15 protein-coding genes are annotated in these 16,900 nt (G+C 70.0%); 8 read left to right on the forward strand and 7 right to left on the reverse strand.

Annotated features, from left to right (window positions below; genetic code table 11):
• The first annotated feature begins 85 nt into the window (after window positions 1-85).
• From rho to ACE3T5_RS06060, 5 genes are all read left to right on the forward strand, one after another.
• Window positions 86-1,351 carry a transcription termination factor Rho gene (gene rho, locus ACE3T5_RS06040; RefSeq protein WP_374665512.1) on the forward strand — a complete coding sequence of 422 codons (1,266 nt, stop codon included), beginning with the start codon at window positions 86-88 and terminating at the stop codon, window positions 1,349-1,351.
• A 127-nt stretch (window positions 1,352-1,478) separates the two neighbouring features.
• Entirely contained in the window at window positions 1,479-3,536 is a 2,058-nt protein-coding gene (locus tag ACE3T5_RS06045; protein WP_374665514.1) for a response regulator, read from the forward strand.
• Window positions 3,537-3,598: 62 nt separating this feature from the next.
• Window positions 3,599-3,856, forward strand: a complete 258-nt coding sequence (locus tag ACE3T5_RS06050) for a type B 50S ribosomal protein L31 (RefSeq protein ID WP_374665516.1) — start codon at window positions 3,599-3,601, stop codon at window positions 3,854-3,856.
• A 105-nt stretch (window positions 3,857-3,961) separates the two neighbouring features.
• Window positions 3,962-5,647, forward strand: a complete 1,686-nt coding sequence (locus ACE3T5_RS06055) for a hypothetical protein (RefSeq protein WP_374665518.1) — start codon at window positions 3,962-3,964, stop codon at window positions 5,645-5,647.
• Window positions 5,647-7,026 carry an MATE family efflux transporter gene (locus ACE3T5_RS06060; RefSeq protein ID WP_374665520.1) on the forward strand — a complete coding sequence of 460 codons (1,380 nt, stop codon included), beginning with the start codon at window positions 5,647-5,649 and terminating at the stop codon, window positions 7,024-7,026. The genes ACE3T5_RS06055 and ACE3T5_RS06060 overlap by 1 nt, the downstream gene beginning before the upstream one ends.
• Here the strand turns inward: ACE3T5_RS06060 and phoR are convergent.
• From phoR to pstS, 7 genes are all read right to left on the reverse strand, one after another.
• Window positions 6,944-8,299: a phosphate regulon sensor histidine kinase PhoR gene (gene phoR / locus ACE3T5_RS06065; protein ID WP_374665523.1), complete on the reverse strand. Its 1,356-nt coding sequence runs from the start codon at window positions 8,297-8,299 to the stop codon at window positions 6,944-6,946. The two genes, ACE3T5_RS06060 and phoR, sit on opposite strands and share 83 nt — an antisense overlap.
• Window positions 8,300-8,336: 37 nt before the next feature.
• Window positions 8,337-9,053, reverse strand: coding sequence for a phosphate regulon transcriptional regulator PhoB (phoB, locus tag ACE3T5_RS06070; RefSeq protein WP_374665525.1), 717 nt, complete (start codon window positions 9,051-9,053; stop codon window positions 8,337-8,339).
• A 7-nt stretch (window positions 9,054-9,060) separates the two neighbouring features.
• Complete coding sequence (gene phoU, locus ACE3T5_RS06075) at window positions 9,061-9,765, reverse strand: phosphate signaling complex protein PhoU (protein WP_374665527.1); 705 nt, start codon at window positions 9,763-9,765, stop codon at window positions 9,061-9,063.
• A gap of 22 nt (window positions 9,766-9,787) precedes the next feature.
• Window positions 9,788-10,570, reverse strand: a complete 783-nt coding sequence (pstB, locus tag ACE3T5_RS06080) for a phosphate ABC transporter ATP-binding protein PstB (RefSeq protein WP_374665530.1) — start codon at window positions 10,568-10,570, stop codon at window positions 9,788-9,790.
• Between the two features lie 7 nt (window positions 10,571-10,577).
• The gene (pstA, locus tag ACE3T5_RS06085; RefSeq protein WP_374665586.1) at window positions 10,578-11,441 is read right to left on the reverse strand and encodes a phosphate ABC transporter permease PstA; all 864 of its coding nucleotides are present in this window, start codon (window positions 11,439-11,441) and stop codon (window positions 10,578-10,580) included.
• Between the two features lie 20 nt (window positions 11,442-11,461).
• Window positions 11,462-12,451: a phosphate ABC transporter permease PstC gene (gene pstC / locus ACE3T5_RS06090; RefSeq protein ID WP_374665532.1), complete on the reverse strand. Its 990-nt coding sequence runs from the start codon at window positions 12,449-12,451 to the stop codon at window positions 11,462-11,464.
• Between the two features lie 72 nt (window positions 12,452-12,523).
• The gene (pstS, locus tag ACE3T5_RS06095; RefSeq protein ID WP_374665534.1) at window positions 12,524-13,561 is read right to left on the reverse strand and encodes a phosphate ABC transporter substrate-binding protein PstS; all 1,038 of its coding nucleotides are present in this window, start codon (window positions 13,559-13,561) and stop codon (window positions 12,524-12,526) included.
• 176 nt (window positions 13,562-13,737) lie between these two features.
• On the opposite strand from pstS, the gene ACE3T5_RS06100 reads away from it, so the two are divergent.
• From ACE3T5_RS06100 to ACE3T5_RS06110, 3 genes are all read left to right on the forward strand, one after another.
• Window positions 13,738-14,220: a fasciclin domain-containing protein gene (locus ACE3T5_RS06100; RefSeq protein ID WP_374665536.1), complete on the forward strand. Its 483-nt coding sequence runs from the start codon at window positions 13,738-13,740 to the stop codon at window positions 14,218-14,220.
• Window positions 14,220-15,326 carry an ABC transporter substrate-binding protein gene (locus tag ACE3T5_RS06105; RefSeq protein ID WP_374665538.1) on the forward strand — a complete coding sequence of 369 codons (1,107 nt, stop codon included), beginning with the start codon at window positions 14,220-14,222 and terminating at the stop codon, window positions 15,324-15,326. The genes ACE3T5_RS06100 and ACE3T5_RS06105 overlap by 1 nt, the downstream gene beginning before the upstream one ends.
• A gap of 76 nt (window positions 15,327-15,402) precedes the next feature.
• The gene (locus ACE3T5_RS06110) at window positions 15,403-16,887 is read left to right on the forward strand and encodes an exopolyphosphatase (protein ID WP_374665540.1); all 1,485 of its coding nucleotides are present in this window, start codon (window positions 15,403-15,405) and stop codon (window positions 16,885-16,887) included.
• Window positions 16,888-16,900 lie beyond the last annotated feature (13 nt).

Consider the following 16,900-nt stretch of genomic DNA (forward strand, 5'->3'; position numbering starts at 1 on the left):
CGATTTCCGGTCTGCAGGGCAGCCTCGCCCCGCATCAAGCCACCCCCCGAAAAGCCAACCAAGAACTCCCTGGAGGAGTCCCCCCATGCACCTGAACGAGCTCAAGGCGCTGCACGTTTCCGAAGTCCTGAAGCAGGCCGAGGAACTGGAGATCGAGAACACCGGCCGCATGCGCAAGCAGGAGCTGATGTTCGCCATCATCAAGAAGCGTGCGCGGGCGGGCGAACAAGTCTTTGCCGACGGCGTGCTGGAGATCCTGCCCGACGGCTTCGGCTTCCTGCGCAGCCCGGACACGAGCTACACCGCGAGCACGGACGACATCTACATCTCGCCCTCGCAGGTGCGCCGCTTCAACCTGCACACCGGCGACATGATCGAGGGCGAGGTCCGCACGCCCAAGGACGGCGAGCGCTACTTCGCGCTCACCAAGCTCGACAAGGTCAACGACGGCCCGCCCGAGGCGAACAAGCACAAGGTGATGTTCGAGAACCTCACGCCGCTGTTCCCGCGCGAGCAGATGCGCCTGGAGCGCGACAACTTCAAGGGCGAGGAGAACATCACCGGCCGCGTGATCGACATCATCGCGCCCATCGGCAAGGGCCAGCGCGCGCTGATCGTGGCGCCGCCCAAGAGCGGCAAGACGGTGATGATGCAGAGCATCGCCCACGCCATCGCCGCCAACCACCCCGACGTGCACATGATGGTGCTGCTGGTGGACGAGCGCCCCGAGGAAGTGACCGACATGCAGCGCTCGGTGAAGGCCGAGGTGATCGCCTCCACCTTCGACGAGCCCGCCGCCCGCCACGTGCACGTGGCCGAGATGGTGATCGAGCGCGCCAAGCGACTGGTGGAGCTGAAGAAGGACGTGGTGATCCTGCTGGACTCCATCACCCGCCTGGCCCGCGCCTACAACAACGTGGTGCCCTCCTCCGGCAAGGTGCTCACCGGCGGCGTGGACGCCAACGCGCTGCAGCGGCCCAAGCGCTTCCTGGGCGCGGCGCGCAACGTGGAGGAAGGCGGCTCGCTCACCATCATCGCCACCGCGCTGATCGACACCGGCAGCCGCATGGACGAGGTGATCTTCGAGGAGTTCAAGGGCACCGGCAACTGCGAGCTGCACCTCGACCGCCGCCTGTACGAGAAGCGCGTGTTCCCGTCCATCCAGCTCAACCGCTCGGGCACCCGCCGCGAAGAGCTGCTGCTCGCCCCCGAGATCCTGCAGAAGACCCGTATCCTGCGCCAGTTCATGTACAACATGGACGAGATCGAGGCGATGGAGATGGTGCTGAAGTCGATGAAGGCGACCAAGACCAACGTCGAGTTCTTCGACATGATGCGCCGCGGAGGGTGAACCCCCGCGACGCCCTGCGCCGCCGCCTCACGAACCCCCTCACCCCGGCCCTCTCCCCCGACGGGGCGAGGGGAGCCTGCGCCGCGCTGGCGCACCATGACCGTGCATGCGCGCGCACGATTCTTGCGTGTCAGCACGCATGGATCCCCGGCTGTCCAACGACTTCTCGACCCTGTTCGACCTGCTGCCCATCGGGGCCTACCGGGCCGGCGCGCAGGGGCAGCAGTGGCGCGTGAATGACGCGCTGGTGCGCCTGTACGGTTTCGCCTCCGAAGCGGCCGCCCTGGCCGCCTTCAATGACCCCACGACCCGCTGGTACGTGGAGCCGGGCCGGCGCGAGACCTTCCGCGCCCAGCTGCGCACCCACGGCAGCGTGCGGCACTTCGTCTCCGAGGTGTACCGCCACGACAGCGACGAGACGCTGTGGGTGGCAGAGAACGCGCACGTGGTGCGTGGCAACGACGGCGAGATCCTCTACTACGAGGGCACGGTCGAAGACATCACCGAGCTGCGCCGCGCCGAACAGGCACTCGTAGCAGCCCGCGACGCCGCCGAGGCTGCCGGCCGCGCCAAGGCCGAGTTCCTGGCCAACATGAGCCACGAGATCCGCACGCCGATGAATGCCGTCATCGGCATGAGCGACCTGCTGCTGGACACGCGCCTCGACGAGACGCAGCGCGAGTTCGCGGAGACCATTCGCACCAGCGGTGACCAGCTGCTGGCGCTGATCAACGACATCCTCGACTTCTCCAAGATCGAATCCGGCTTCATGCAGCTCGAGCGCGTGCCGGTGGGCCTGGCCGAGTGCGTGGAGGGCGCATTCGACCTGACCAGCCGCACCGCCAGCGCCAAGGGGCTCGACCTGCTGTACTGGATCGAGGACGAGGTGCCGCGCACCATCTACGCCGATCTCACGCGGCTGCGCCAGGTGTTCATCAACCTCGTCAACAACGCCGTCAAGTTCACGCCCCAGGGCGAGGTGTTCGTTCGCCTGTCGCGACGGACCGGCGAGGACGGCCAACCCCTGCTGCACGCCAGCGTGCGCGACAGCGGAATCGGCATTCCTGCCGCCGCGATGGACCGGCTGTTCAAGGTGTTCAGCCAGGTGGACGCCTCCACCACGCGCCACTTCGGCGGCACCGGCCTGGGCCTGGCGATCTGCAAGCGCATCATCGACCTGATGGGCGGCCGCATCTGGGTCGAGTCCGAGGAGGGCAAGGGCTCCAACTTCCAGTTCGAGATTCCGCTGGAGGCCGCGCCCACGCCGGCGCTGGCCCCGCGCCGGCCGGTGGGGCTGGCGGCCCGCCGGCTGCTCATCGTGGACGACAACGCCACCAACCGGCGCATCCTCACCTTGCAGACGCAGCGCTGGGGCATGCGGGCGCAGGCGGCCGGATCGGGCGAGGAGGCCTTGGCCTGGCTGGACGCCGGGCAGGCCTTTGACGCCGCGATCATCGACGTGCAGATGCCGCGCATGGACGGCTACATGCTCGCCGCCGAGCTGCGCAAGCGCCTGCCGGCGCGCCGCCTGCCGGTCCTGGCGCTCACCTCGCTCGGCGACCCGGGCCAGCGCTTCGCCGGCCTCGGCGTGGCCCAGACGCTGACCAAGCCGACCAAGGCCTCGGTGCTGTTCGACGCGCTGTGCGACCTGTTCGAGCACACGCCGCCGGCCCCCGCGCCGGCTGCCGCCGAAGAGGGCAAGCCGCGCGAACCGAAGCTGGGCGAGCTGATGCCGCTGAAGCTGCTGCTGGCCGAGGACAACCAGGTCAACCAGCGCGTGGCCCTGCTCATGCTGCGCGGCCTGGGCTTCGACGCCGAGGTGGCCGCCAACGGCGTGGAGGCCGTCCGTGCGGTGGATCGCGCCATCGATGAGCGGGCCCCGTTCGACGTGGTGCTGATGGACGTGCAGATGCCCGAGCTCGACGGCCTGGCCGCGACGCGCCAGATCGCGGACCGCCACGATGGGGCCGATCGCCCCTGGATCGTCGCCATGACCGCCAATGCCATGGAGGGGGACCGCGAGACCTGCCTCGCCGCCGGCATGGACGACTACCTGAGCAAGCCGATCCGCGCGCCCCTGCTGGCCGAGGCCCTGCGTGCCGCGGCCGGCGAGCTGGACCATCGGCGCCCCGAGCGCCAGACCCGGCGCTTTCACGCTAGCCAGGCGGCTGACGCCTCGCTATAATCGCGCCTTTTGCGGAAAGTACGCCGGATGTCCCGGCGCGGCTGCCGCGCACGCAGAGGCATATGAAAGAAGGCATCCACCCCAACTACCGCGAAGTGCTCTTCGTGGATCTCTCCAACGGTTTCAAGTTCGTCACCCGCTCCTGCGTGGCGACGCGCGAGACGGGCAAGACCGACGACGGCCGCGAGCTGCCGCTGTACAAGCTGGACACCTCCAGCGAGTCGCACCCGTTCTACACCGGCACCCAGAAGTCCGTCAACGACATGGGTGGCCGCGTCGACAAGTTCTTCAAGAAGTTCGGCAAGACCGGCGCCAAGTAAGAAAACGCGTTCTCCAGTCCCTCAAGGCCGCCCGCAGGGGCGGCCTTTTTTTTCCGTGACGCCAACTGCCGTGCCGCGCCGGAAACTGCGGCACACTCCCAGCGCGTGAACCAGCCGACGCCCGCCATCGTTGCCCAGAGCGCCGTGCGCCGCCTGCCGCGCACGGCGCTGCTGCTGCTGTGCGCGGCCTACGTGCTGGCCGGCTTCATCGGCCGCGGCCCCTGGAAGAACGCCGACATCGCCACGCTGGGCTACATGCTGGAGCTGGCCGATGGCCGCGCCGACTGGCTCGCCCCCACGCTGCTGGGTCTGCCACCCGAGTTCGACGCCCTGCTGCCCTACTGGCTGGGGGCATGGGCCGTGCAGCTGGCCCCCGCCGGTCTCGACGCAGCGCTCGCCGCCCGCCTGCCCTTCATCGCCCTGCTGGTGGCCACCCTGCTGGCCACCTGGTATGCCGTCTACTACCTCGCGCGCACGCCCGGCGCCCAGCCCGTGCCCTTTGCCTTCGGCGGCGAGGCCCACCCCACCGACTATGCACGCGCGCTGGCCGACGCCGGCCTGCTGGCCCTGGTGGCCTGCTTCGGCCTGGCGCAGCTCTCGCACGAGACCACGCCTTCGCTGGCGCAGCTCGGCTTCACCGCCCTCGCCTTCCACGGGCTGGCCGCGTTGCCCTATCGAAGCGCGGTGCCGCTCGCCACGCTGGCCGCGGGCCTGATCGGCCTGGCCTTGAGCGGTGCGCCCGCCATGGGCACCCTGTTCGCGCTGGGCGGGGCCCTCACCCTGCTCCTGGATCCGCCGTCCGACGCCACCGGCCTCACGCCCCGGCGCGCCGCCGCGGCCGTGCTGGCGGTCGCTGCCGTGGCCGCGCTGGCGGCCGTGGCCACCGACGCCTGGCACTGGCGCCTGGCCAGCATCAGCGGCCCCCCGCGCGAGTGGCAGTCGCTCGCGCGGCTGCTCGTGTGGTTCACCTGGCCGGCGTGGCCGCTGGCCCTGTACACGGCCTGGCGCTGGCGCGGCCAGCTGCGCCGGCGCCACCTGGCGCTGCCGCTGTGGTTCGCGCTCGTGGCGCTGGGCACGGCGTTGCTGTCGCCCAGCCCGGACCGTGCGCTGCTGCTGGGCCTGCCGGCGCTGGCCACGCTGGCGGCCCTGGCGCTGCCCACCTTCAAGCGCAGCGTGTCGGCCCTGATCGACTGGTTCACGCTGCTGTTCTTCAGCTTCTGCGCGCTGGTCATCTGGGTGATCTGGATCTCGCTGCAGACCGGCGTGCCGGCCAAGCCGGCCGCCAACGTCGCGCGGCTCGCCCCCGGCTTCGTGCCGGAGTTCGCCCTGCTGCCCTTCCTGCTGGCGCTGGCCGCCACCCTGGCCTGGCTCTGGCTCGTGCGCTGGCGCACCAGCCGCCACCCCGAGGCGCTGTGGAAGAGCCTGGTGCTGCCGGCCGGCGGGGCCACGCTGGGCTGGCTGCTGGTGATGACGCTGTGGCTGCCGGTGCTGGACTACGCGCGCAGCTACCGGCCGGTGGTGCAGCGGCTCGGCCAGCTCATGACGCCGCCAGGCTGCGTGGAGGTGCTGGGCCTGTCCCGCGCCCAGCTCGCCGCGCTGCGCGCGCATGCCGGCCGCGAGCTGCACGCGCCCTCGCGCACGCCGCGCTGCCCGTGGCTGGTAGTCACGCCGGATGCGCAGCCGGCCGTCGCCGCCGTGCTGGGTGCCGACACCTGGCTGCCGGTGGCCACCGTCCGCCGCCCCACCGACGCCTCCGACAACCTCGTGCTCTACCGCCGGGCGGCACGCTGATGTCGGAGCGTGGGGTGATCGCCCGCCACGCGGGCACGGTCCTCGCCGGTCAGCTGGCCGTGATGGCCTACGGCATGACCGACACCATCGTCGCCGGGCGCTATGCGCCCGAGGCCCTGGCGGCCCTTTCGGTGGGCTCGGCCGTGTACATCACGGTGTTCGTCGCGATGATGGGCATCCTGCAGGCCCTGCTGCCCGTGTGGGCCGAGCTGCATGGCGCTGGCCGCGGGCACGAGGCCGCGCTCGGCCGTTCGGTCCGGCAGGCGCTGTACCTGGCCGCCATCGCGTCCATCGCCGGCGTGGCCGGCCTGCTGGCACCCGGCTTCCTGCTCGACGCCACCGGCGTGCCGCTCGCGCTGCAGGGCGAGGTACGCCGCTACCTCGCCGTGCTCGCGCTGGCCCTGCCGGCCGCGCTGCTCTTCCGCATGTACAGCACGCTCAACCAGAGCCTGGGCAAGCCGAAGATCGTGACCTGGCTGCAGATCGGCTCGCTGGGCCTGAAGGTGCCGCTGACCATCTGGTTCGCCTTCGGCGGGCTGGGCCTGCCGGCCATGGGCGCCGTGGGCTGCGCGTGGGCCACGGTGGTCGTGAGCATCGCCCTGCTGGTGGTCGCCGTCTGGCTGCTGCGCACCGATGACCTGTACCGGCCCTACGCCATCTGGTCGCGGATCGAGCCGCCGGACTGGGCCGCCATCGGCCGCTTCGCGCGCATCGGCGTGCCGGCCGGCCTGACCATCATGGTGGAGGTCACCTCGTTCACCCTGATGGCGCTGTTCGTCTCGCGCCAGGGCACGGTGGCGGCCGCCGCGCACCAGATCGTGAGCAACCTGGCCGCGGTGATGTTCATGACGCCGCTGTCGCTGGCCATCGCCACCAGCGCGCGCGTGAGCTACTGGCTCGGCGCCGGCCAGCCCAAGCAGGCGCGCGCGGTCATCCGCACCGGCTTTCGCATCGGGCTGACGCTGGCGGTGGCGATGGCAGCGACCCTGGCCCTCACGCGGCACGGCATCGCCGCCATCTACACCTCGGATCCGGCGGTGGTGGCCGTGGCCACCGGCCTGCTCGGCTGGCTGGCCCTGTTCCACCTGGGGGATGCCACGCAGGGCCTGTGCGTGTTCGTGCTGCGTTGCTACCGCGTCGCGGTGCTGCCGCTGGTGCTGTACAGCCTGCTGCTGTGGGGCGTGGGCCTGGGCGGCGGCTACCTGCTGGCCTATGTGGGCATCGGCCCCTGGGCCGCGATGCATACGCCGGCCGCCTTCTGGATCGCGGCCACTGTCTCGCTGGCGCTGCTGGCGCTCATCCTGCCTGTGATTCTGTGGCGGGCCGCTCGGCGCTGGCCGCCACCTGGGGCGCCCGCACACGCACAGCCGGCATCGTGATGGCGAAGGTGGAGCCCTGGCCGGGCGTGCTGTCGATGCGCAGCTCGCCACCATGCCGCTGCACCACATGCTTGACGATGGCGAGGCCCAGCCCGGTGCCGCCAGTCTCGCGCGAGCGGCTGCGGTCCACGCGGTAGAAGCGCTCGGTCAAGCGAGGGATGTGCTCGGGCGCGATGCCCGGGCCGGTGTCGCGCACGGCCAGTTCCAGGCGGCCGCCATCGAGCAGCCGCAGCAGCACCTCGATGCGCCCGCCCGCGGGCGTGTAGCGCACGGCATTGCTCACCAGGTTGGACAGGGCGCTCTGCAGTTCATGCGGCGCGCCCCCGAGCTGCACCGCCGGCGCCGGCACGAACCGGAGATCGAGCGACTTGCCGGAGGCCGCCGCGAGCGCACGGGCCTCCTGTTCGCACTGTGCCACCAGGGTGGCGGCGGGCGTCCAGTCCGTGCTGCCCGGCAGCGGGCTGCCCTCCAGCCGCGACAGGGTGAGCAGGTCATTCACCAGCGTCTGCATGCGCTGCGCCTGCTGGCCCATCAGGCCCAGGTAGCGCCGCCGGTCCTCGGCCGGCAGGTCCAGGCTCTGCAGCGTCTCGATGAAGCCCGACAGCACGGTCAGGGGGGTTCGGATCTCGTGCGAGACGTTGGCCACGAAGTCACGCCGCATGGCCTCGGCCTGCTCCACCGCGGTGACGTCGCGGGCCAGCAGCATCATGCGGCCCTCGCCGTAGGGGTGCAGGTGGACCGACAGGCGCCGCGGCCGCGAGGGTGAACTGCCGGGCGCCGCGAGGCTCACGTCCTCGCCGAAGCTGGCGCCGTGGTAGTAGGCCGCGAAGTCCGGATCGCGCACGAGGTTGAGCACGTGCTGCTGCAGGTCGCGCTCGGTGTCCAGCCCGAACTGGCCGGCTGCCGTCTCGTTGAGCCATTCGATGCGACCGGCGGCATCGAGCAGCACCACGCCATTCGGCGAGCGGCGGATGGCATCGAGGAAGTCCTCCAGCCGCCGGTGGGCCTCGGTCGTGGCGCGCTCGCGGGCAACCAGGCCGCGCCGCATGCGGTCCGCGGCCTGGCCCCACAGGCCGCCCACCGAAGGCGTGTTGCGGATGTCACCGTCGCGCAGCCAGCGCAGCACGCGCAGGCCGCGCAGGCTCTCCAGCGCGAACCAGGCCACGGCCCCGACGGCCAGACCCAGTTCGGCGCCAGTGTCCCCTGCCACCCACCAGCCCGTGGCGCCACCGACCACGAGGCACAGGGTGAAGGCGATCAGGCGCGCGGTCATTCCACGATTGTGATGCCCCAGGACAGGGGCACCGCTGTCAGGCCGCCACGCGCGAGGCGTTGGCCGGCTGGGCCGTGATGCGGTAGCCGGCGCCGCGCACCGTCTCCACCAGCACGCCCGCCTGCGGGCCCAGGGCCTCGCGCAGGCGCTTCACGTGCACGTCGACCGTGCGCTCCTCGATGAACACGTGGTCGCCCCAGACCTTGTCCAGCAGCTGCTGGCGGCTGTGCACGCGCTCCGGGTGCTTCATCAGGAAGTGCAGCAGCTTGAACTCCGTCGGCCCCACCTTCACCGGACGGCCCTGCCACGACACGCGATGGGCCGCGGCATCGAGCTGCAGCTCGGCGATGCTCACCGTGTCCTCCACCCGGTCTGGCGCACGCCGGCGCAGCACGGCACGGATGCGCGCCAGCAGTTCCTGCGTGGAGAAGGGCTTGGTGATGTAGTCGTCGGCGCCGGCATCGAGGCCGGCCACCTTGTCGGGCTCGTCGCCACGGGCGGTGAGCATGAGGATGGGCACGCCGCGCGTGCGGGCGTCGGCGCGCCACTTGCGCGCCAGCGCCAGGCCGCTCTGGCCGGGCAGCATCCAGTCGAGCAGGATGGCGTCCGGCAGCACGGCATCGATCTCGCGCTGGGCGGCTTCGCCGTCCTCCGCCCACAAAGGCGCCATGCCGTTGTGGCGCAGGTTGACCGCGACCAGCTCGGCGATGGCCGGCTCGTCCTCCACGATCAGGATGCGGGGCAGGTGCTTCACGTCGCCTTCACTCGATGGCCGCCTGGATCGACTCCAGCGGCAGGTGCCGCACGTCGGCGCCCTTGACCACGTAGATGATGAACTCGGCGATGTTCTTCGCGTGGTCGCCGATGCGCTCGATCGCCTTGGCCACGAACAGCAGGTCGAGGCTGGGCGAGATGGTGCGCGGGTCTTCCATCATGTAGGTGATGAGCTTGCGCACGAAGCCATCGAACTCCTCGTCGAGCAGGTCGTCGCCGCGCAGGATGGCGACCGCGGCCGAGACGTCGAGCCGCGCGAAGGCGTCCAGCGCCTTGCGCAGCTGGTCGGAGGCCAGATCGGCCGCCACGCGCAGCTCGGTCGACGGCAGCGCACGGACGGATCCGCTCTTGTCGATGATGGAGATCACCATGCGGGCGATCTTCTCGGCCTCGTCGCCCACGCGCTCGAGATTGGCCGTCGTCTTGGAGATCGCCATCAGCAGGCGCAGGTCGCGCGCGGTCGGCTGGCGGCGGCCGATCACGGAGGCCAGCTCGCGGTCGATCTCGACCTCCATCGCGTTGACGCGCACCTCGGTCTCCACCACCTTGCGGGCGGCGTCGCCGTTGAACTGCGCCAGCGCATAGACGGCCTGGCGGATCTGCGACTCGGCCAGGCCGCCGAGCTCCATGACCCGCGACGACAGGCTGTTCAGCTCGGAGTCGAACTGCGTGGACAGGTGTTTTTCTGGCATGGGTCCCCCTGGGTGTGACAGCTCAGCCGAAGCGGCCGGTGATGTAGTCCTCGGTCTCCTGGCGCTTGGGCTTGAAGAAGATCTGCTCCGTCTCGCCCACCTCGATCAGGTCGCCGAGGTACATGTAGGCGGTGTAGTCCGAGACGCGTGCCGCCTGCTGCATGTTGTGGGTGACGATGACCACGGTGTAGTCGTCCTTCAGCTCGGCAATCAGCTCCTCGATCTTGCCGGTGGAGATGGGGTCCAGCGCGGAGCACGGCTCGTCGAGCAGCAGCACCTCGGGCTTGATGGCGATGCCGCGCGCGATGCACAGGCGCTGCTGCTGGCCACCGGACAGGCCGGAGCCACTTTGCTGCAGCTTGTCCTTGACTTCCTCCCACAGCGCCGCCTTGCGCAGCGCCCACTCGACGCGCTCGTCCATGTCGGCGTCCGACAGGTTCTCGAACAGGCGCACGCCGAAGGCGATGTTGTCGTAGATGGACATCGGGAACGGCGTGGGCTTCTGGAACACCATGCCGACCTTGGCGCGGATCAGCGCCACATCCTTCTTGGACGTGAGCAGGTTCTCGCCGTCCAGCACGATCTGGCCCTCGGCGCGCTGCTCGGGGTACAGCTCGTACATGCGGTTGAAGGTGCGCAGCAGCGTGGACTTGCCGCAGCCCGAGGGACCGATGAAGGCGGTGACCTTCTTCTCCGGAATGTCCATGTTGATGCCCTTGAGCGCATGGAACTTGCCGTAGTAGAAGTTCAGGTCGCGCACGCTCAGCTTGGCGGGCGCGGTCTTGGTGGCGGAGGTCGATTCCATGTCGGGCCTAGATCTTGTTGCGGGTCAGGACGCGGGCGAGGATGTTCAGGCCCAGCACGGCCAGCGTGATCAGGAACACGCCGGCCCAGGCCAGGTGCTGCCAGTTCTCGTACGGGCTCATCGCGAACTTGAAGATGGTCACCGGCAGGCTGGCCATCGGCTCGTTCATGTTGGTGCTGAAGAACTGGTTGTTGAGGGCGGTGAAGAGCAGCGGCGCCGTCTCGCCGGCAATCCGGGCGACGGCCAGCAGCACGCCGGTGACCACGCCGGCACGCGCCGCGCGCAGCGTGATCTTGACGATCACCTTCCACTTCGGCGCGCCCAGCGCATAGGCGGCCTCTCGCAGCGCGGAAGGCACCAGCATCAGCATGTTCTCGGTGGTGCGGATCACCACCGGGATCACGATCAGGGCCAGGGCGATCACGCCCGCCCAGCCGGAGAACTGCTTGAAGCGCGCCACCACCACCGCGTAGACGAACAGGCCGATCACGATGGAGGGCGCCGACAGGAGGATGTCGTTGACGAAGCGCGTGGTCACGCCCAGCCAGCCCTTCACGTCGTACTCGGCCAGGTAGATGCCGGCCATGATGCCGATGGGCGTGCCCACGAAGGTGGCCAGCATCACCATCAGGAAGGAGCCCCAGATGGCGTTCAGGATGCCGCCGGCCTCGTTCGGCGGCGGCGTGTTCTGCGTGAACGTGGCGACGCTCAGGCCCCCCACCCCCAGGAGGATGGTCTCCAGCAGGATCCAGATCAGCCAGAACACGCCGAAGGCCATGGCCGCCAGCGAGAGCGCCAGGGCGATCTTGTTCACGCGCTTGCGCGCCATGAACTTGGCTTCGCGCGCGGCCTGGGCGTCGGCCGCGGCCATCAGTCGGGCGCCGGTGCCGCTCATGACTTGGTTCCTTCGTTGCGCTGCAGGCGGGCCAGCAGCAGCTTGGACAGGGACAGCACCACGAAGGTGATGAAGAACAGCACCAGGCCCAGGTAGATCAGTGCCGCCTGGTGCAGGCCGGTGGAGGCCTCGGCGAACTCGTTGGCCAGGGCGGAGGTGATGCTGTTGGCGGCCTGGAACAGGCTGAGCGAGTCGAGCTGGTTGAAGTTGCCGATGACGAAGGTCACTGCCATCGTCTCCCCCAGCGCGCGGCCCAGCCCGAGCATGATGCCGCCCACGACGCCGCTCTTGGTGTAGGGCAGCACGACCTTCCACATCACCTCCCAGGTGGTGGAGCCGAGCGCGTAGGCGGACTCCTTGAGCATGGGCGGGGTGACGTCGAACACGTCACGCATCACGGCCGCGATGAACGGGATGATCATGATGGCCAGGATGATCCCGGCCGACAGGATGCCGATGCCCACCGGCGGCCCGGAGAAGAACGTGCCCAGCAGCGGCACGTTGCCGAACACTGACTGCAGCGGCTGCTGGACGTACTTCGCCAGGATGGGACCGAAGACCAGCAGGCCCCACATGCCATAGACGATCGAGGGCACGGCGGCCAGCAGCTCGATGGCCGTGCCCAGCGGGCGCTTGAGCCACGCGGGGGACAGCTCGGTCAGGAACAGCGCGATGCCGAAGCTCACCGGCACCGCGATCAGCAGCGCGATGAACGAGGTGGCGAGGGTGCCGTAGATCATGACCAGGCCGCCGAACTCCTCGGCGACCGGGTCCCAGACCGTGCTGGTCAGGAAGGAGAGGCCGTACTTGCTGATGGCCGGCCAGGCGCCCACGACCAGCGACGCGAGGATGCCCAGCAGCAGCGACAGCGTGAGGATGGCCGCAGCCTTGGCCGCCCAGCCGAACAATCGATCCATGAGCGCACCGGAGCCCGCGCCACGCGCCGGTGGCGGCGTGCGGGAGGTGGCTCGCGGCATCATGTCCATGGGGGCCTTTCCGGCCGGAAGTGTAGAGGACACGCGGGCCCCTCCCTCTTTCAGTCTGCTTGCGGACGACGATCAGCGGTAGGCGATGGGCTTGCCGGAAGCATCCTTCAGCTCGGTCTGCCACAGCTTCTCGATCTGCGCCTTCACGCTGGCGGGCATGGGCACGTAGTCGAGGTCATCGGCCGTCTTGTCGCCATTCTTGAACGCCCAGTCGAAGAACTTCAGCGTGGCCACCGCGTCCGCCGGCTTGTCCTGCACCTTGTGCATCAGGATGTAGGTCGGGTTGGTGATGGGCCAGGCTTCCTTGCCCGGCTGGTCGGTCGTGATCTGGTAGAAGGTCTTCGCCCAGTCCGCGCCGGCGGCGGCCGCCTTGAAGGCCGTGTCGCTGGGCTGGACAAACTGGCCGTCGCGGTTCTGCATCAGCGTGTACGTCATCTTGTTCTGCTTGACGTAGGCGTATTCCACGTAGCCGATGGAGTTGGGCAGGCGGCCCACGAACGCGGCCACGCCCTCGTTGCCCTTGCCACCCGCACCCGTGGGCCAGTTGACGGCGGTGCCCTCGCCCACCTTGGCCTTCCACTCGGCGTTCACCTTGGACAGGTAGTTCGTGAAGATGAAGGTGGTGCCCGAGCCATCGGCACGGCGCACGACGGCGATCGCGTCATCCGGCAGGTTCACGCCGGGGTTGATCGCCTTGATGGCGGCGTCGCTCCACTTGGTGATCTTGCCCAGGTAGATGTCACCCAGCACCTGACCCGTGAGCCGCAGTTGGCCGGGCGCGATGCCGCGGATATTGACCACGGGGACCACGCCACCGATCACGGTGGGGAACTGGATCTGGCCCTTCTTGGCCAGTTCCTCGTCCTTCAGCGGCATGTCGGAGGCACCGAAGGCGACCGTCTTCGCGTCGATCTGGCGGATGCCGGCACCCGAGCCGACCGACTGGTAGTTGATCTTGACGCCGGTCGCCTTGTTGTAGTCGGCGGCCCACTTGGCGTACAGCGGCGCCGGGAAGGTCGCGCCGGCGCCCGTCACGTCCTGGGCAGAAGCGGTGGCCGCGAAGGCCAGGGCGGCCAGGCCGAGGGTCGCGATGCGATAGCTGGAAATCATTCAGTCACCTCTGGGGTTGGGGATCGATTGCGCCGGACTCTAAGACCGTTGTGTGACAGCGCGGTGACATGTCGGCCGCTCCGTCACTCCCTCGCAGGCGTCACGCAACCGTCACGCCCCTGTCACGCCCCTTCCCTAACCTCCGGCCGCAAACCCAACCCAACCGGAGGAACCCCATGAACCGCCGTCTTCTCGCCCTCATCCCGGCCGCCCTGCTGCTGGCCGCCTGCGCCAGCCAGCCCGGCAGCAGCCCCGCTTCCGTGGCCGACACCATCGCCCGCGATCCGCAACTGAGCACGCTGAACGGCCTGGTGCAGCAGGCCGGCCTGGCCGACACCCTGAAGGCCGCCGGCCCGGTCACCTTGTTCGCGCCCACCAACGATGCCTTCAAGGCCGTGCCGGCCAAGACGATGGAAGCCCTGGGCAAGGACCCGGCCCAGCTGAAGGCCGTGCTCGCCTACCACGTCGTCCCCGCCAAGGTGACCGCCGCCGAGGTCAAGCCCGGCAACGTAAAGAGCGCCCAGGGCGCCAACCTGGCGCTGGCCCGCGCCGGCCAGTTCGTCACCGTGGAGGACGCCATGGTCGAGAAGGCCGACATCCTGGCCACCAACGGCGTGGTGCACAAGGTCGACCGCGTGCTGATGCCGCCCCGCCGCTGATGCGTCGCCGCACCCTGCTCGCGGCCGGCCTGGCCGCGGGTACCCCCTTTCCCGTGCTGGCGCAGGCGCGCCAGCGGCCGGTCGTGGTGGCCCAGGTCTTCGACGCGTCCCCGCAGGAGCAGGACGTGGCCAAGGACTTCCTGATCGGCTCGCGCGCCGCCTGGCAGGACATCAACGCCCGTGGCGGCCTGCGCGGCCGGCCGGTGCAGCACCTGAACGTGGAGGTGGACGGCACGCCCGCCTCCATCCGCAAGGCCTGGCAGGAGCTGAAGGACAACGAAGCCTGCATTGCCCTGAGCGGCACTGTCAGCGACCCGGTGGCGACGCAGCTCACCGCGCTGCTGCGGCAGGACGCCCAGGCCATGGCCCATGTGGCGCCATGGCTGCAGAACGCCAGCGTCGAGGCCGACGACCGCACCTTCCCGATCTTCGCTTCCCGGCAGGATCAGATCGCGCATGCCCTGAAATCGCTCTCCGTGATCGGCGTGAGCGAGGTCGGCGCCGTGTTCGCCTCGGCGCGCGAGCATGACCTGTCCCGCGACGACGTGGCCCGCAGCGCGGCGGAACTCAAGCTGCGCATGGTCCCCTTCCGCAACACGGGCGACCTGTCGCGCCTGGGCCAGGGCCTGGGGCCCGGCAGTCCGGCGCTGCTGCTGTTCGTGGGTGGAACGCCCGAGCTGGTGCAGTTCACCCAGGGCCTGGACCGGCAGTCGCGCCAGCGCTATGTGATCGCGCTCGCGGACGTCAACCTGCAGACCGTGACGCAGATGGGCGGCGGCCGCACCACGCCCATCATCGCCACCCAGGCGGTGCCCATGGTCACGGCCTCGCTGCCGGTGGTACGCCGCTACCGCGAGGTGATGGCCAGGCTGTTCGACGAACCGCCGGTGGCCCTGAGCCTGGCGGGCTTCATCGCCGCGCGCTACACCTTCGAGGTGCTGCAGAAGATCGACGGCGCCCTGACGCGGCAGAGCGTGCTGGCCGCCTTCCAGCGCCGCGCCGAGATGGATGTGGGCGGCTACCGCGTCGCCTTCAACGAGCAGCGGCGCAGCGCCACCTTCGTGACCCAGACCTTGCTGACCGCCGATGGCCGCGTTGTGGGTTGAGCGCCGGCCGCAGCGCGCGGCGCCCCGGGCGCGGTGCTATGCTGGCCGCGACCCCGCTCCCACCCCCGCGCCCCGCATGCAAGACGGTACCCTGCTCGCCGCCATCGACCTCGGCTCCAACAGCTTCCGGCTGGAGATCGGGCGCGTCGACCACGGGCAGGTCCAGCGGGTCGAGTACCTGAAGGAGACGGTGCGCCAGGGCAACGGCCTCGACGAAGCCCGCAACCTCACGCTGGAGGCGCTGGAGCGCGGCTGGGCCTGCCTGGCCCGCTTCTCCGAGCGACTGGCCGGCTTCAAGCCGCGGCAGGTGCGCGCCGTCGCCACCCAGACGCTGCGCGAAGCGCGCAATCGGGATGTGTTCCTGGATCGCGGCCGCCAGATCCTGGGCTTCCCGATCGACGTGATCTCCGGCCGCGAGGAAGCGCGCCTCATCTACCAGGGCGTGGCGCACCTGCTGCCGCAGTCGGACGAGCGCCGGTTGGTGGTGGACATCGGCGGCCGGTCGACGGAGCTGATCCTGGGCCGGCAGTACGTGGCCGGCACGATGGAGAGCTACCGGGTCGGCAGCGTGGCGTGGTCCATGAAGTATTTCGGCGACGGCCAGTTCACAGCCGCCGCGTTCGAACGCGCGGAGATCGCGGCACAGGCGGTGCTGGACGAGGCCCTCAACCTGTACACGCCCGGCGCGTGGGACGTGGCCTATGGCTCCAGCGGCACCATCGGCGCCGTAGGCGACGTGCTGTGGGCCGCCGGCCATGAACCGGGCTTCATCACGCGCACCGGCCTGGACTGGCTGCGCGACCAGCTGCTGGCGGCCCGCTCCAGCGACCGGGTGCGCCTGCTGGGCTTGAAGGACGACCGGCGCCCGGTCATCGGCGGCGGACTGGCCGTGCTGCGGGCGCTGTTCGACCTGCTGCGCATCGACCGCATGCAGCCCGCCGTGGGCGCGCTGCGCCAGGGTGTGCTGTTCGACATGCTGGACCGCGAGCACGCCGAGACCGACGTGCGCGACGCCACCATCCAGCGCCTGGCCACCCGCTTCGAGGTGGATGCCGGCCAGGGCGAGCGCGTGGCCCGCGTGGCGCGCCAGCTGCTGCGCGACCTGCGCGGTGCTGAAGCCACGCCGGAGCTGCAGCGCCACGAGCGCAAGCTCGGTTGGGCCGCGCGGCTGCACGAGATCGGCAGCCTCATCTCGCACAGCGACTACCACAAGCACGGGGCCTACATCCTCGACAACGTGGATGCGCTGGGCTTCGCCCAGCCCGAGCTGCACCGCCTGAGCCTGCTGGTGCTGGGCCACCGCGGCAAGCTGCGCAAGCTGGAGGTGGACTTCGACGACGAGCTGTTCATGCACCAGCTGCTGTGCCTGCGCCTCGCCGTCATCCTGTGTCACGCCCGGCGCGACCCGGACCTCAGCGGCCTGCGCATCCGCGCGGGCGAGCGCGAGGTGACGATGAGCGTGAAGCCGGAATGGGCGCGCCAGTACCCGCAGTCGGCCCACCTGCTGCGCGAGGAAGTGGTCGCCTGGCAGAAGACACCCTGGGCCTTCGCGGTGGCCTGAGCCACCGCCCTGG

The organism is Ramlibacter sp. (genome assembly GCF_041916345.1).
Classification (GTDB): Bacteria; Pseudomonadota; Gammaproteobacteria; order Burkholderiales; family Burkholderiaceae_C; genus Ramlibacter.

What these genes read in the sequence shown, in the direction of transcription:
- rho (WP_374665512.1), top strand. Translation starts at nt 86, where the DNA reads ATGCACCTGAACGAGCTCAAGGCGCTGCACGTTTCCGAAGTCCTGAAG.
- ACE3T5_RS06050 (WP_374665516.1), top strand. Translation starts at nt 3,599, where the DNA reads ATGAAAGAAGGCATCCACCCCAACTACCGCGAAGTGCTCTTCGTGGAT.
- ACE3T5_RS06060 (WP_374665520.1), top strand. Translation starts at nt 5,647, where the DNA reads ATGTCGGAGCGTGGGGTGATCGCCCGCCACGCGGGCACGGTCCTCGCC.
- phoR (WP_374665523.1), bottom strand. Translation starts at nt 8,299, where the DNA reads ATGACCGCGCGCCTGATCGCCTTCACCCTGTGCCTCGTGGTCGGTGGC.
- phoU (WP_374665527.1), bottom strand. Translation starts at nt 9,765, where the DNA reads ATGCCAGAAAAACACCTGTCCACGCAGTTCGACTCCGAGCTGAACAGC.
- pstB (WP_374665530.1), bottom strand. Translation starts at nt 10,570, where the DNA reads ATGGAATCGACCTCCGCCACCAAGACCGCGCCCGCCAAGCTGAGCGTG.
- pstA (WP_374665586.1), bottom strand. Translation starts at nt 11,441, where the DNA reads ATGGCCGCGGCCGACGCCCAGGCCGCGCGCGAAGCCAAGTTCATGGCG.
- pstC (WP_374665532.1), bottom strand. Translation starts at nt 12,451, where the DNA reads ATGGACATGATGCCGCGAGCCACCTCCCGCACGCCGCCACCGGCGCGT.
- pstS (WP_374665534.1), bottom strand. Translation starts at nt 13,561, where the DNA reads ATGATTTCCAGCTATCGCATCGCGACCCTCGGCCTGGCCGCCCTGGCC.
- ACE3T5_RS06100 (WP_374665536.1), top strand. Translation starts at nt 13,738, where the DNA reads ATGAACCGCCGTCTTCTCGCCCTCATCCCGGCCGCCCTGCTGCTGGCC.
- ACE3T5_RS06105 (WP_374665538.1), top strand. Translation starts at nt 14,220, where the DNA reads ATGCGTCGCCGCACCCTGCTCGCGGCCGGCCTGGCCGCGGGTACCCCC.
- ACE3T5_RS06110 (WP_374665540.1), top strand. Translation starts at nt 15,403, where the DNA reads ATGCAAGACGGTACCCTGCTCGCCGCCATCGACCTCGGCTCCAACAGC.